Below are 15,350 nucleotides of genomic sequence, written 5' to 3' on the forward strand. Positions count from 1 at the left end.
GCGTCAGGCCGTCTTTTTTCTCTCGTTGAACGAATACAAGGGCTCGCTGCCGGATTCCACCGTCTCACGTGTGATAAAGCAGCGGCTCACATCGGCGAGCGATGGAAGTTGATACATAATATCGAGCATCACCCGCTCGGTGATGGAACGCAACGCGCGCGCGCCGGTGCCACGTTCAAGCGCCTTGTCAACAATCGCGTCAAGAGCTGCCTGATCAAATTCCAGCGTCACATTCTCCATCTCGAACAATTTCTTGAACTGTTTCACCAACGCGTTACGCGGCCGCGTCAGGATGCTCATCAGACCTTCCCGTGTCATGGGATGGAGGACGGACACCACAGGGAGGCGGCCGATCAATTCTGGGATGAGTCCGTATTTCAGCAGATCATCCGGCTCGAGGAAAGGTACATAATAGTCGGATGACGCGGTCCGCGCATCCACATCCGCTCCGAATCCCACCGGATTTCTGCCGATGCGGCGCGCGACAACAGTATTCAAACCTTCGAACGCTCCGCCGCAGATGAAGAGAATATCACGCGTGTTGATGTTGATCAACGGCTGTTCGGGATGTTTTCGTCCGCCTTTGGGGGGCACACCCACGACCGATCCTTCAAGAATTTTCAACAGCGCCTGCTGCACTCCCTCGCCTGAAACATCGCGCGTAATCGACACGTTGTCGCTTTTCCGGGCGATCTTGTCTATCTCGTCGATGTACACGATACCGCGTTCGGCGCGCTGAACATTATAGTCGGAATTCTGCAGGAGGTGCACGAGAATCGTCTCGACATCGTCGCCCACATATCCCGCCTCTGTGAGCGTGGTCGCATCCGCAATGGCAAAGGGAACGTCGAGCACACGCGCGAGCGTGCGCGCCAGCAGCGTCTTGCCCGTGCCTGTCGGACCGACCAAAAGCACGTTGCTCTTTTCTATCTCGACATCCTCCGCGCCGGCAAGCTGTTTTGCGTCGATGCGCTTGTAGTGATTATACACAGCGACAGCGAGGGTTTTTTTCGCCTCCTCCTGGCCGATCACAAACTCATCAAGCGACGCCTTTATCTGCGCGGGAGCCAGATGTTTTTTGGGTTTGGAAGACTGGGCCGAGATTGCGGCGGCGTTGTTGCGGAGTATATCGACCGAACTGAGCACACATGCATTGCAGATATATGCATCTGGTCCGGCAATGATATTTTCCACCTCGCGGGATGATTTTCCACAGAAGGAGCAGCGGATTTCTTTTTGTTGATAACTCATGCGTCGGTCGTTTACAAGACACGTGCCGCCGATACCGCGTCAAGGACGCCAGGCGTCGACAGGTTCGCGGATCGGCGGCACGCGTGTGAATAGGAAATTATTTCTTCAGCGAATGGAATTCCGTCTCGAGTTCCTCGAGTTTCATCAAGTACGCAAGATATTTTTTTGTCGCGGCAATCTCGGCTTTCAGACGATCGCTCAAAACGAGCGGAGCCGACGCAGGAACGCTCACAGCGACTTTCTTCACCACTGTTCCGGGCTTCCGGCCGCGGCGTGCGCCCTTCTTCTTCGGCGTCGCTGTGGCAGCGGACACCGCCTTCGGCTTGCGGCCGCGACGTTTCGGAGCGGACGCAGCCGTGCCTTCCGGCGCAGATGCCCCGGCTGCAACTTTCGGAGCTGGGCCACGACGTTTCGGTGCCGCCTTCGTTGCGGAAGGAGAAACGGCCCCGGCTGTCTGCTTCTTCCCCTTTCCTTTCGCTGTCACGGGAGCGGATTTCTTTGCAGCGGATTTTACCTTGCCTGCCTTTTTCGTAACTGCAGGTGCTGCACCCGTTCCGAACGCAGCCGAGTAATCATTAAACCGCTTGAGGACACTTGTGGAAATCCGCTGGGTCACGCCGGCCTTGATTTTTCTCAGGGTGATGTAATTGATCTTACTGCCCTTCGAAATCTGCAACAGGGAGGTGGACTTCTCCATGGCGGCAAGCCGGGTGCGTACCTCCTTAACAGTTTCCATTGATACTCCAAGATTAAATAGTGGCATTTCGGGATACGCCGCAATATACAGTATTACCCCACTGTCAACAATATCCAATACTTCGAATATCGTATTTCATTTTACATTCCGTGGAACCAGTCAATATCCGGCCGCCATTCCATGTCCGCGGGGATCGGATGCAGCCTCCCATCGCTTCTTGTTCGCATTATACACAATGCCTTCCACCCGGCCGAAGGGCCCGGTGAATTTGACCGCATGGCCCATTGATCTTAGTATGTCTATTGTGTTTTGCGGCAGCGCACCATTTTCAACATACAGAGTATCGGGTATCCACTGGTGGTGCATACGTCCGCGTGCGACTGCCGAATCGATTCTCAGTCCCTTGTCGATGACCGAAATCATCACTTGCAGAACAGAGGTAATAATCCGTGAGCCGCCCGGACTGCCGAGCAGCATAACGGGCTTGCCGTCACGGATGATGATGGTTGGGACCATCGAACTCAGCATACGTTTCCGTGGTTCAATGACATTAGCCACGCTGCCGGGGAGGCCGAATTGATTCAGAACTCCGGGAGCGGTGCTGAAGTCATCCATCTCGTTGTTAAGAAGAAAACCCGCGCCCGGCACAACAGACTTATTACCACACACATCGTTTAACGTTGTTGTAACGGAGACGGTATTCCCCCAGCGATCAACAACGCAGTAATGTGTTGTATTCTCCCCTTCATGCGGCAGCCCGCCACCCGGCGCAAGTGTTCTGCTATCCGTGGCACTTTCATCGGTAATTGTTTCGCGAAGCCGTCCTGCAGTTTCTTTCGATATCAACGAATCAACCGGCATGGATACAAAGGCCGGATCACCGAGGAAGCGCCACCTGTCGCGATACACCCGGCGCATCGCTTCGGCCGCACGATGCAGTGTGCGCGGTTCCAGGTCCTGCATGTCCTGCCGGGCATATCCTTCGAGAATATTCAGCAACTGCAACAGCGCCATACCGCCTCCGCTGGGAGGGGGCGGTACAAGAATCGTGTATCCACGATAGCCGCCGGAAAGAGGCCGTCGTTCCACGGCCACGTATTCGCGCAGATCCTCGTGGGTTATGATACCTCCGTCCCGCCGCATATGCGCGACTATCGAATCCGCGGTCACACCCTCGTAGAAACCGGCTCGTCCCAAGCGCGCGATGCGATCGAGTGTCGCGGCCAATTCCGTCTGACGGAACAGGTCGCCTTCGCGATACACCTTCCCGTTTTTTGTGTATACATGCATCGATGCCGGGTATTGTTCGAAATACGGGAGTTGCCGCTCGAGAAAATTCGCCTCGTATTTTTTCAACCTGAAACCATCACGCGCCAGAGCAAGAGCCGGTTGCATGACACGGACGCGTCCCCACGTGCCATACCTACGCAACGCGAGAAGCAAGCCATCGACGGCTCCTGGAACACCGGAGGCGAGCGGACCGCGCAATGAGGCCAGCGGCACCGGCCGGCCCGCGGCATCGAGATACATGTTTTTCCGCGCGGCGATCGGCGCGGTTTCGCGAGCATCGATGACGCTCGCGCGTCCGTCCGCCATGCGAACCAGAATAAACGAACCGCCTCCGATATTTCCCGCGGACGGATACGTGACGGCGAGAGCAAATCCGATGGCGACCGCCGCATCAACGGCATTTCCTCCCTCTTTCAGAACCGCGAGACCGGCGCGTGTTGCGCGCTCCTCGGCCGACACGACCATCGCGTGTTTCGATACAGCCAGGCGGCCCGCATTCTGCGCCTCCATGCACTGAACCACCAGAAGCGGGAGGAGACAAAATACACACTTGAAACGCAGAGGGTTTCGCAGTACTTTTTTATTCAGCATCATCACCTCGAGTTTCAACTACCGAGAAATCCCGCGCGGGGCCGCCATGATTCGTCATTTCCGATTTATCCTTCAGTCTGTCGCGGCCCTGCTGTGCGCCTTCGCGCTGTTTGCAGAGACAGCGCAGGCCCAGCTCAGCATCTCGATCGACACACTGGACGCGTCGCAATTTCCGACCATCCGCGCGAAAGTAAAAGTGCGCTCCGGTTCGTCGGCGCTCACCGGATTAAGCGTGGCCAATTTTACCGTGTTCGAGGACGGTCTCATTCAGGCCCCGGTGACAGGCGGCTGCGATGATACGGCACAGTCCGGTCCGGTCTCAGTGATGCTCATCATCGACAAAAGCAACAGCATGGGCCCGATTATCGGGAGCAACGCTATTGTGGACGCCAAAAGCGCCGCAACTAAATTTGTTGACCGGCTGGGTGCAGGCGACGAGGCGGCTCTCCTGTCCTTCAACGACAGCCCCTCGTACGATCAAAATTGGACCGCGGACAAAACACTGCTTAAAAACCGGATCAACGCGATACGGACGAGCGGCGGCACCGCCGTGTGGGACGCCATCATCACCGGCGCGATTTACATGCGCGGCCGTGTCAATCGAAAAGTCATGATTGTGCTCACCGACGGCGTCGACACAGAATCGAACAGTTCGTTCAACGCTGCGCGCGATTCGGTGCAGAAGAACAACGTCCGTGTTTACAGTATAGGGCTGGGAAACAATATCAACACCAGCGAACTGCGGAGTCTCGCAACCGCGACAGGCGGACGCTACTACAACGCTCCGAGCGGCGCCGATCTCGATCAGATTTACCAGGATATCACAAATCAGATCACTCCCACCGGGATCTGTGAACTGCGGTATCAGTCGCGGCTCACCTGTCTCGACGGCTCGCTGCACCGTGTGGAGATAGAGGTCCGTCATTCAAACATGGACGACCGCGACAACAGAAATTATACACTGCCTTACGACAGCACGTCCTTTTCGTACATTACTCTCGCATCGGATGCGGACCTTGCCGTGGATGCGGGAGCATCGATCACGGTTCCTCTGCAACTGACTCGTGTGAGCAGCAACCGTCCGCCGCGCCTGTTTCGATTCGATGTAATCTACGACACCACACTCGTGCGACTCGATTCCGTGACACGCAGCAGACTCACCACCGGATACTCCATCACCACGGCGGCTCTGGCGCTGGGTCGACGTATCACTTTGAATGGATCGACGGCTGTACGCGACACGGGCATCCTCGCCTTTGCACATTTCTCCGCCCACGACAGAACAGAAAGCGTCAAAACACCCTTTGTGATTCAGGCGGTGGAAGTCGATCCCGCTTGTACGATCACCGCCGGCAACAACTCGTCCATCACGATCAACGGGGTGTGCCGACAGGCAGTGCAGCGCGCACCGATCCGCAGCACACAGAAGAGCGTGCTGCTCGCCGTCAGTCCGAATCCCTTCAATCCCGTTGCACGGATCCGGTACAGACTGGCCTTGGACGGTCCCGCTGTCCTTCGGTTGTACGATACGTTTGGACGACTTGTGCGTGAGACCGCCGTCGCGAGCACAACAGCCGGCGAACACCAGACCGTCGTCGACGGCGGCGGATTGGCCAGCGGCTCCTACCTCCTCGAATTTATCGCACCCGATTCGCGGGATACCAGGCGTATTTCCCTTCTCAAATAGGCTCGCGGCAAATAAAGAAGGCCAAGCTCCCCTTCGTCACATGAACGAGTGCTGGCCGTTGCTTCCTTCCGGACCTGGCGGGGTTGAGCATCATTGCATTGCGAAGGACTTGGCCTTCAATGGGTCAATAAATGTACGTGTTTCGTGGATGAGGAGCAAGGAATCGGGAACTAGGAACTAGGAACTAGGAACTAGGAACTAGGAACTAGGAACTAGGAACTAGGAGCTAGGAGCTAGGAGCTAGGAACTGGGAACTGGGAACTGGGGAGTGGGAACTAGGAACTGGGGACTGGAGAGTGCCTGTGTCAATTCGTAACGGGCACTATATTTGCTTATATTAAATAATCGTCAGAGCAAGATATGCGCCGATTACGCGATTTCGGCGATTTCGTGTCCCTCTGCACGTCGAAATGCGACATTGATACCCGCACTTTTCTCACATCCAAGAATGGATACGCACCTATGAAACTGACCGTGCTCCCCATGCTGCTTTTTGCAGCTCTTGTGTTCTTCCAGGGATGTTCGAAGGACGACGAGACTCCCGCACCGACGGATCCGACAGCGGGTCCGATGACCTGCCTTGAATGTCACAGCAGCGAAGCGACACTGAAGAAAGTCGCTGCACCGAATCCACCGCCACCTCCCGGTGAAGGCGGCTGCGGCGGCACGCTCCCCGAGATGGAGGCCTGGCAGAAGGTCTATATCGGCGGGCCGAACGGACAGAAATTCCTGGCATCCACACATGGGAAAATGAAATGTGTTGCCTGCCACGGCGGCGTTGAGCCGGCGGCCGATAAAAATGCGGCTCATGCCGGCGGATTTATCGCCGCTCCTTCGAAGGACGCGCAAAACGCCTGCGGCAATTGCCATCCCGCGATTGCATCGAAAGATCTCACCAGTCTCCACACTCAGGGCTTTGGTCAGAAACACATGGTCGCGTTGCGCGGAGGATTTCCGGATTATGCATCATTCCCGGAGATGCTCAAGACAGGATATGATAAGAACTGCGGGAAATGCCATGCATCCTGCGGCGAATGTCATGTGATGCGTCCGCGTCAGGCGCTCGGCGGTTTTCTCGCCGCCCACGATTTCAAACGCATACCGGATATGCGTGAGAACTGCACCGCCTGCCACTCGGCCCGCGTCGCGAACGCGTATTTCGGCGAGGCGTTCGGAACTCGCCCGGATGTGCACTACTCGAAATTCCCGGGTGGCCATTGCATCAACTGCCACAAGGGACAGGAAATGCACGGCGACGGGAAGATATACAATCAGCGGTATAAAATGGTCGACATGCCCCAGTGCGAGGATTGCCACGCCGAGAAGGCAAGCGCCAACCCGTATCATTCAAAACACTGGAACGACATAAGCTGCTACACATGCCATTCGCAGGAATACCAGAATTGCGGCTCCTGCCATGTGGGCACCGGCGTCCGCAACGGCCCGTATTTCGCGTTCAAGATCGGCCGCAACGCGATGCCGCAGACGAAACGCTTCAAATACGTCGTCGTTCGCAACGCGCCGTTTGCACCGGATACTTGGAGCAATTACGGCATCCCGCTCATAGCCAACTTCGACGCAGCGCCGACCTTCAAACTCGCATCCCCGCACAATATTCAACGTTGGACAGACAGGACCAAGATCGAGTCCGGAAAACCCTGCTTCGACGCCTGTCATATTCAGAACGGCCGCAACAAGAACTGGTTCCTGTTCGAAGCGGATCTCAAATCCTGGGAAGTCATGGCCAACAAACCCGTCGTTGTAGACGGAACACTCCCGGCCGGTTGGAATTAGCACTCGTTCAACACCCAATAATACACCCCATCACTCATCAGTATCGGAGTACCTCATGAATCGTTACACAAAGCTGTTCGCACTTCTTATCCCCGTCATGCTCTTTGTGAGCGCCTGCTCCAAGGATGACGATCCCGTCGTTCCGCCCGCAATAGACGAGGCGGATCTTCTCGTGAAAGAGCTGCTTGCCGGCGGTGATGCAGGATATCTGAACACGGATTGTCCCGCCATCGTCACAGCGCAGATGGTGAAGGAAGATCTCGACGGCGTAAAGAAGTTTCATCTGATCGACGTGCGCGCGAAGGCCGACTATGACAAGGGCCATGTGGCAGGCGCCGTGAATGTCGCCATCGCCGACATCCTCACGTATATGAAGACCATCACTCCCGCCTCGTACGACAAAATCGTTGTTATTTGTTACTCGGGCCAGTCGGCTGCATGGACCACGGCAGTCCTTCGCATGAGCGGCTACAACACTGTGTTCTCGATGAAATTCGGCATGTCGTCATGGCACGCGGATTTCGACAAGATTACCGCCAACATCAACAGCCAATATGCCACCCAGTTCACCGATGCAGTCACCGCAAAGGCGGCCGCAGGCACGATGCCGACCATCAACACCGGCAAAACCACAGGCGCCGAAATTCTGAAGGTGCGCCTCGATTCCCTCCTCGCGGGTGGTTACTCGAAGTGCTCCATCGCGGCCTCCACTGTTATGCAGGATCCGACCCAGTACTACATCGTCAACTACTGGACGCTTGCGGATTATACAAGCATGAAACACATCCCGGGCGCCATCCAGTATACACCGAAGGCCGACCTGAAACTCTCGACCTTCCTCAAGACCCTTCCGACGAACAAGACCATCGTGGTGTACTGTTACACCGGTCAGACCAGCGCGAACGTGGCCGCCATTCTGCGCGTCCTCGGCTACGATGCAAAATCACTCAGCTTCGGCACACAGGCGCTCATCCACCAGCAGATGGTTGATGCGAAAAAGACCGCCTTCATTCCGACGGACTGCATGAATTTCCCGTACGTAAAATAAGACTCGCTGATCCGTTTATTTGAACAGCCGCGGCGTCTCGCCGCGGCTGTTTCATTTTATGCCGACCGCATGCGTCTGCCGGAGGGCTATCGTCGGATCGCGCAGCCGCGCGCGGGCTTCTCGGACGCGGCCAGCGCCGTTCCCATGAGAAGGGTGTCCAGCGCGAGGGCGAGCGAACGCTCCTCGACGAGAATGCCGCTTTTGTCGTCGTCGATACGGCCATGGTAGACGAGAGTCCAGTCCGGCCTGAATACAAAGACTTCCGGCGTCACCGTTGCACCCATCGAATCCGCGGCGGCCTGCAATTCGTCGCGATACATCGTGAGCGGGTATTTTTTCGCCGTGACATAGCGTTTTATCTGATCGATGGATTCATCCGTATTTGCATCGATGGCGGCAAAACCCACACCCTTCGGCGCGTACATATCCAACAGCTCCTTCAGGCGGCCCGTGTACCCGTCGGAACACGGGCAGGTGGCGGATGCAAAGACGAGCACTGTTAGCGAGGGTCCTGCGAGCGACCGTATCGAAACTGGCGTGCCATCGAGCGCTGACAACGCAAGATCAGGGAGAGCGCTACGGAACAAGCGCGACGTCCGTGATGTACTGTCGGTTTCACACACCATGGGTGATGCCGGAGCATCCTCGCCGCCTTTTATAACGTAGATGGCCGCAACCGTACCGAGCACGAGGAAGGCGGCAATGGACGTGAGGAGCAATACGCGGACCTTCCGCGCGTTCCGATCCATACCGGCAGTATCCGGAGGCGCACTCACTTCGCACCGTTCATTGTAAAACGAATCTTGTCGCCTTCAACGATACCATGCCGCGCACAATACCCGGCATTGGTCTCCACCACGTATTTCGCCGGGGCGCCGGATTCAAGAGACGCATCGGAATACGGCGTTGTGTTCTGGTGAATCTTCACGATCGACATATCTTCACCAACAAACATAATATCCAGAGAAAGCGGCGTATTCACCATCCAGAAGGACCGGACGTCCGTATCCTCAAAAATGAACAGCATGCCCTGATCCTCGCTCATGGAAGTGCGTCCCATCAAACCACGCGTACGTGAGGCATCGTCATTTGCCACTTCCACCTGCACCGACGACTTCCCGGCACCATCGGCACCGGCGAAGGTGAGGGATGCATCGGCACGAAGCGGCGACTGTACCGGATTGTATGATTCGCTTCGTTCCACGGTACTTTCCTGTCTATTTGGAGAAAAGATTGTCCGTCCGATATAAAGCAGGGCTGCAACCGCAAGGATGCCCACGGCAATCAAGAGGCGTGTGCGCAGCGGATTGCCGCCGCTTTGTTGTGACTTTCGTGTTTTTTGCATGATTTTCCTGATCCAGTTTCACCGCCGGGCCGGCGGAGCACAAACATGCCATTTCATGAGGAGAAAATCCAAGCAGGGGGTGCGTACTGCACTAAACTTCTACTTACACGAAACGATTCCAATCTCCTGAATGCACGCGTTTTCCCCCGAAACCATTGAGATGCAAGGATTTCCGGTGTAACTTTCGACTTCAGGACTTTGTCTTTTTACCGTTGTCCCAGATTGTCGAGGGCAACGGAGAGAACAGTGTTCACCCGCGAAGAACAGGATCTCAATACCAGACCGCATGACGGAAGCCGACCGCAGGAGGGTCTTCAACCAGCTCTACGCCGACCATGATCGGCGTGTATTCGCGTATTGCCTCTACGTGATCGGCGATCGTGACAAGGCAAACGACGTATTTCAGGAGGTTTTTGTCAAGGCATTCAAATCGCTACACACCGTACGTGACACCGACAAACTCACGAACTGGCTATTCCGGATCGCGAGAAACGAGTGTCTGAACGCGATGAAGGCGACACAAAGAGTAGACAACCGCTCGGTGCGTATAGACGAAAACGAACATCCGTCATTGGAACTTGCAGCCGAGTCATCACAGTACAGCGACGAAATCGAACATCTCCACTGGGGGATCAGCCAACTGTCTCCCGAACATCGCGAAGCACTCATCCTGGCCGAATTCGAAGGATACTCCCTGAAAGAAATCGCCGAATTGACCGGTACCAGCCTCTCGAACGTCAAGGTCCGGATCTTCCGCGCAAAACAGAAATTACATCATCTCCTTCAGCCCATATTGAACGACTATGAATGATCGCATCGAAGAACTGATCGTCTCGTACCTGCACCGCGGAAGCACTCCGGAGCAGGAACGCGAACTGTTCGAGGCGTGCAAGAACAACAGTGACGTCGCCGCGTTGCTGCGCCGACATGTGACGATGTCCCTCAAACTGCGCGGTCTGCGCGATGCGACGGCCGTGCCGCTCGAGACGCGCAACGCCCTGCTGGAGCGCATAAACAGCATTCCCGTCGCGCAGCTACCCGGACATTCCGCTCCGGTCCTGCCTGCGCGTCCGCGTGGTTTCGGATGGGCGCATCTCTTCGGCACCGCGCTCGCGGGCGTGGCGGCCACAGTTATCCTTTTCCTGCTCTTCCGGCCCGCCGGTTCCGGCAACCAGGGCTCCGAGACATTTTCGGCCGCGCGGATCGACACTGTTGTTGTCACTCGCACGGAGACCATCACCGAGTACCGCGATGTCATCAAGCCGGTGTACATAACCAAACGCGAGGCCACCCCGGTTGTTTCGGAACCGACACCCGATCCCGCCGCGAACCACGCCCCGGCCGTGGATGTTGCCGAGACCATCGTGGTCCCTCCCACGCATAACGACGAGACTGTGCCGACAGTCAGCGAAGGTGTGGCGCAGGACGAGACTCCCGCCGCCCCGATCGAAACACGTATTGCCGACGCGCACCCGTACCTCCAGCAATACAACGTCATGCTGGCCTCGCTTGAAAAAGTGCGCCTGACACCGAGCGACCGCATCAGGAACTGACACATGAACCGACCCGGCATCCTTCCCGTCGCGCTCGTTCTCGCAACGCTCGCGTTTGCCGTTCCCATTTTCATGGGGGGAGTTGCGCGCGGACAGGACGTCAACGGGTACGACATCATTGCCCCGAACGATATTTTCATGCGCGAGACCGTGCAGGCATTGGGCAGCACATCCACTGAAGTCCTTCCCCTGCTCGATTGCGCGGTAGAATACATTCGGCGATTCGAGGGCCGTGACATCACGTACCGCCGTGGCCCCATCCCGCTGCATCAGGCGAATCCGCTCGCCTTCGCGAAGGAAATACCGGTGGAAGGCACACAGCCCGTCTCCGAGGCCGATCTTCAGAAGAAGTTTTTCATCGGCGGGCTCGTGGTGGACGTGCCGCGCGCCGGCGAGGCAGCAGGTCACGTGTCGTCGAGCGACGATCGCACCAAATACATGATCCGCGCCTCCATCGCACCGCTCGCATATGCGGGCCGCTCCCTCCGCGCGCGCATACTCCTGGAGCGCGCGGTGGTGACCCTCGACGGTACCATTCTGACAGTGCAGCAGAGCGAAGTCTTTTCACGGATCGTGGACATCGTCGGGAACGAACCGTTGCATTTCGCACTCCCCACCTGGGAACCGCTCAAGAACTCAACTGATGAGGTCGTCCCTTCCTCACTCGATGAAGCGTTGATCATCACGCTCGAAACGCCGCGTCACTTTGGTTTCTCGCGGAATTCACCTGAGCCCTTTTCCGCCAGCACACGGCTTTCGTACGCCGTTCCCGCAACATCCGTCGTCACCCTCTCGGTGGTAGTGAACGGCAGCACGCGTGTGCTGGATCAGGGGCGACGTGAGGCCGGTGTATACCAAATTCCGTGGGACGCGGCCAGCGTCCCCGACGGCAAGTACACGGCCACGCTTCACGCCATCGACTCCGCCGGCGGGCCGCTGTTCACAGGCACGCTCGACGTCACGAAGGATAAATCCGCGGGATCCTATACGCCGACACGGCCTCCCGCGATAACCGTCAGCTCAACCGGCCGCATCACCATTTCCACCGAGAGCGGTTTTGCGTATCAATTCCCCGTGGATCAGAAAAAATCCCTGCGGCACATGTTCACACATATCGGCATACGTGTGGGGTACCGTATTTCTCACGCCCTCGAACTCGGAATCATGGGGGGGCAGGACTCGTTCCACGAGACGCCCGGGCCGCAGGTGGACGTCGACCGTATCAACGAATACGGCGGGGTCGTGGCTTATACCTACGGATATGTGGGTCCATACGCCCGGCTCACATTGGGCGGCAGCACCGTGCAACCGATCATTCATGCCTCCGCGGCCTTTTCGAATGTTTCGACGATCACGGAAATCGGCATCGGTGTGCGCGTGATGCTCTTCCATAACATCGGCGTCTTCGCTGTCCCATCGGCTGTGTCGCATCTCAAGTCCGAGGTCAGCACCAAGATCGGCGTTCATTACGGAATCGGAGTAGTTTTTTGAACAGGCGCCTCGCGACAGTTTCAGTGATTCTGGCACTCGCAGGGCTGCTCTGCGTGCAGGGATGTGATTTTCCTGACGATCCGCCGCTGAAGCCGATAGTGCCTCCCGTGGTGACAGAACCGAGCCGCATCGACAGTGCGCAGTCGCTTCTGGAATTGAAACGCGGCATAAGCTGGGTGTACATGGCTGTGCCGCGCGGCGAACAGCCGCAGACCTATGTGCTGAATCCCTCCGATGTCACCATCGCCGGAACCCGGTACTTCCGTGCTCCTTTCGGGTACACTCCCGATGCACCCTCACGATTCGGCGTGACCATGCCGTTACTGCTCCGCCAAGTCGACAGAAGCATCGCCTTCTACGAATTTCCTCTCGACACCTTGCGTGAGCCCGGACGATCACCGCGATACGCGTTTATTCTTCCGTATCCCGCTCAAGTGGGTTCGCGCACCGCCGAGACAAACGGTCCGACCGGTAACGTGTCAGTCCTTGTGGCTGCAAAAGACACGGTGATCGAGGACCATACCGGCGCGATGAGACGCGTGTACCGGTACGACGTCACAGGATACAGGAACGGCAAGCTGGTTATCTACGCTCTTCCAGGCAAGGCGCTTCTCCGCATCGATCAGGACGATGTCACGTATCACACTCTCACCTGGATCGGACTCTGAGTATATTTGCAGTACCGGCCTCCCCGCACCGGACGTTCGGCAATTGCATCAATCGAAATTTGAAGCTCACCAACATGAAACGGACCGCGCGCTTTTTCTCGCTGCTCGCCTTGGCACTGGCGCTGATTTCCGGCTGCGACTTCCCTGACGATCCGCCGCTGCGTCGCGGTGAGCCGAAAGTGGTGGTCGAGATCGACTCCGCGCGTTCATTGCTGCCCTTGCGAACCGGCAACATATGGCAGTATATCGCCGTCCCTGAATCCGGCAGGCCTCAGTCGCCCTCGGCAGTCACAGCACTGCAGCAGACTTTCAGCGGGCTGGTGTACTGGGAACTTCCGTACCTGTATTTCCATCCGAAAGGCACACATCCCGGGAATCCCATCGTGGCGGCTTTCCCGGCATTGATACGTCCCGAAGGAAAGGGGCTGACCTTTTACGAGCGCAACCTGATCCTCGATTCGAACGGGACGAGATATCCGAAAATGATGTTCACACTGCCATACCCGGCGCGTGTCGATTCGGTGTGCACCTTTCCGCGCAGCGAATACACCGTGCGTGTCGTGAGCAAGAGCTGTGTCGTACAGCACTACGATTCCACCAGCGCGTACACGTGTTATCAGTACGAGGTCGAGTACGAGGGCAAGGAACGTACGCAGATTTACGTGATTCCCGGCACGGCGATCTTCAAGGTGTCCATGCGCGACCTGACCTTCTACACGGTGGAATGGAAGGTGGAGTAGGCAGCCGGGTGAGATACCGGCCCGCGCGCACACCCGGAGCAGCATGATCGGCGATCGGCCGCGCATCGGGTTTTTGACATCGTCGAACGCTGCCGGAGGCGCAGAACTCATGGCGCACCGGCTCGCACAGTGGATGGCCGAGCGCGGCTGGCCGGTGTACCTGTTTGCCGGTAGCACTCATCCGCTCTGGGAAGCAACGAGCGGGGATCGCCTCACAGTCATCGACGCGGCATCCGTGCGCAACTATGCGCGGAGAATAGAGGACGAACACATCCGATGTATGTTCGTGAATTCCTCGCGCGACCTGCGACTTGCCGTGCGAGGAGCATGGCTGTGCAGACCCGCATGCCCGCTGGTGATGTTGCAGCACATGCAGCCCGGACGACGCAAGCGGGATCCGCTGCACGTATGGATGTTTTCGAAGCTGAGCTATTGGGTATCACCTCTGCAGGGTCTTGCCGACCTGACACATCAGGCCACAGGCATCCCACGCGAGAAGATCCGCGTCATTCCTCACGGGATCGAGCTGCGGAGATTCATCCAACCTGCCATCGACCGCGTGACTGCGCGGACGGTGTTCGGACTGCCCTCCGATGTCGTCGTCATTGGCAACGTCGGGCGGCTCGACTACGGGAAGGGCCAGGTGCACCTCCTCGAAGCACTCGCCATCCTGCGCCGCCGCGGCAGGAACGTCGTAGCACTGATCGTGGGCGACGAAACTGCCGGCGAATCACAAAACACGGCCGCACACCTGCGAGCGCGTGCGAAGGCGCTCGGCATATCGGACGCCACATTCTTTCACGCAGCACGGCCTGATGTTGAAACAGCGTTCAGGGCGATGGACATCTTCGCGTTGACGAGTCTCTCCGAAACCTATGGGCTTGTGACGATCGAGGCGATGGCATCGGGGCTACCGGTCATCGGCACACGCAGCGCCGGCACGCCGGAGCTGCTTGATGACGGACGGACTGGTTTGCTCGTCCCGCCCGCGGACAGTGCAGCGCTCGCATCGGCAATCGAAGAACTGCTCGAAAATTCCGTCCTCGCCCGCACCCTGTCCGACGCGGCGCGGCACGAGGCCATGCTGCGCTTTTCACACTCGGCGCAATGCGAGGCGCTTGAAGTGCTGATCTCTGATGCGCTGAAGTCGTAAATCCCGACTGATACGCCAAATCGGAGAACTTTTGGCCGGTTG

At 57.4% G+C, this 15,350-nt stretch carries 14 protein-coding genes and 1 other RNA gene; 9 read left to right on the forward strand and 6 right to left on the reverse strand.

Going from position 1 to position 15,350, the window contains the following annotated elements:
* Window positions 1–3: 3 nt before the first annotated feature.
* The 3 genes from clpX to ggt form a co-directional block, all read right to left on the reverse strand.
* The gene (gene clpX / locus HY962_03120) at window positions 4–1,251 is read right to left on the reverse strand and encodes an ATP-dependent Clp protease ATP-binding subunit ClpX (protein ID MBI5645898.1); all 1,248 of its coding nucleotides are present in this window, start codon (window positions 1,249–1,251) and stop codon (window positions 4–6) included.
* Between the two features lie 97 nt (window positions 1,252–1,348).
* On the reverse strand, window positions 1,349–2,065 hold the full coding sequence (locus HY962_03125; protein MBI5645899.1) for a hypothetical protein: 717 nt from the start codon (window positions 2,063–2,065) through the stop codon (window positions 1,349–1,351).
* Between the two features lie 42 nt (window positions 2,066–2,107).
* Complete coding sequence (ggt, locus tag HY962_03130) at window positions 2,108–3,748, reverse strand: gamma-glutamyltransferase (protein ID MBI5645900.1); 1,641 nt, start codon at window positions 3,746–3,748, stop codon at window positions 2,108–2,110.
* A 127-nt stretch (window positions 3,749–3,875) separates the two neighbouring features.
* On the opposite strand from ggt, the gene HY962_03135 reads away from it, so the two are divergent.
* Window positions 3,876–5,516 carry a VWA domain-containing protein gene (locus tag HY962_03135; protein MBI5645901.1) on the forward strand — a complete coding sequence of 547 codons (1,641 nt, stop codon included), beginning with the start codon at window positions 3,876–3,878 and terminating at the stop codon, window positions 5,514–5,516.
* 16 nt (window positions 5,517–5,532) lie between these two features.
* Here HY962_03135 and ffs read toward each other — a convergent pair.
* Window positions 5,533–5,631: signal recognition particle sRNA small type (gene ffs / locus HY962_03140), an RNA gene on the reverse strand.
* A gap of 347 nt (window positions 5,632–5,978) precedes the next feature.
* Between ffs and HY962_03145 the strand changes: the two genes are divergently transcribed.
* Together HY962_03145 and HY962_03150 are read left to right on the forward strand one after the other, a co-directional pair.
* Entirely contained in the window at window positions 5,979–7,310 is a 1,332-nt protein-coding gene (locus HY962_03145; GenBank protein ID MBI5645902.1) for a hypothetical protein, read from the forward strand.
* Between the two features lie 55 nt (window positions 7,311–7,365).
* Window positions 7,366–8,358, forward strand: coding sequence for a hypothetical protein (locus tag HY962_03150; protein MBI5645903.1), 993 nt, complete (start codon window positions 7,366–7,368; stop codon window positions 8,356–8,358).
* Between the two features lie 86 nt (window positions 8,359–8,444).
* On the opposite strand, the gene HY962_03155 is transcribed toward HY962_03150, so the two are convergent.
* Together HY962_03155 and HY962_03160 are read right to left on the reverse strand one after the other, a co-directional pair.
* Complete coding sequence (locus tag HY962_03155; GenBank protein ID MBI5645904.1) at window positions 8,445–9,107, reverse strand: redoxin domain-containing protein; 663 nt, start codon at window positions 9,105–9,107, stop codon at window positions 8,445–8,447.
* A gap of 23 nt (window positions 9,108–9,130) precedes the next feature.
* Window positions 9,131–9,646, reverse strand: a complete 516-nt coding sequence (locus HY962_03160; protein MBI5645905.1) for a DUF192 domain-containing protein — start codon at window positions 9,644–9,646, stop codon at window positions 9,131–9,133.
* A gap of 343 nt (window positions 9,647–9,989) precedes the next feature.
* Here HY962_03160 and HY962_03165 point away from each other — a divergent pair, with 343 nt between their 5' ends.
* The 6 genes from HY962_03165 (at window position 9,990) to HY962_03190 (ending at window position 15,308) form a co-directional block, all read left to right on the forward strand.
* Window positions 9,990–10,514, forward strand: a complete 525-nt coding sequence (locus tag HY962_03165) for an RNA polymerase sigma factor (GenBank protein MBI5645906.1) — start codon at window positions 9,990–9,992, stop codon at window positions 10,512–10,514.
* Window positions 10,507–11,256 carry a hypothetical protein gene (locus HY962_03170; GenBank protein MBI5645907.1) on the forward strand — a complete coding sequence of 250 codons (750 nt, stop codon included), beginning with the start codon at window positions 10,507–10,509 and terminating at the stop codon, window positions 11,254–11,256. Before HY962_03165 ends, HY962_03170 begins: the two co-directional genes overlap by 8 nt.
* A gap of 3 nt (window positions 11,257–11,259) precedes the next feature.
* Window positions 11,260–12,747: a hypothetical protein gene (locus tag HY962_03175; GenBank protein ID MBI5645908.1), complete on the forward strand. Its 1,488-nt coding sequence runs from the start codon at window positions 11,260–11,262 to the stop codon at window positions 12,745–12,747.
* On the forward strand, window positions 12,744–13,415 hold the full coding sequence (locus HY962_03180; protein ID MBI5645909.1) for a hypothetical protein: 672 nt from the start codon (window positions 12,744–12,746) through the stop codon (window positions 13,413–13,415). The genes HY962_03175 and HY962_03180 overlap by 4 nt, the downstream gene beginning before the upstream one ends.
* Window positions 13,416–13,489: 74 nt before the next feature.
* Window positions 13,490–14,155, forward strand: coding sequence for a hypothetical protein (locus HY962_03185; protein ID MBI5645910.1), 666 nt, complete (start codon window positions 13,490–13,492; stop codon window positions 14,153–14,155).
* Window positions 14,156–14,198: 43 nt separating this feature from the next.
* Window positions 14,199–15,308, forward strand: coding sequence for a glycosyltransferase family 4 protein (locus HY962_03190; protein ID MBI5645911.1), 1,110 nt, complete (start codon window positions 14,199–14,201; stop codon window positions 15,306–15,308).
* Window positions 15,309–15,350: the final 42 nt, after the last annotated feature.

The organism is Ignavibacteriota bacterium, from assembly GCA_016218045.1.
Classification (GTDB): domain Bacteria; phylum Bacteroidota; class Ignavibacteria; order SZUA-365; family SZUA-365; genus JACRFB01.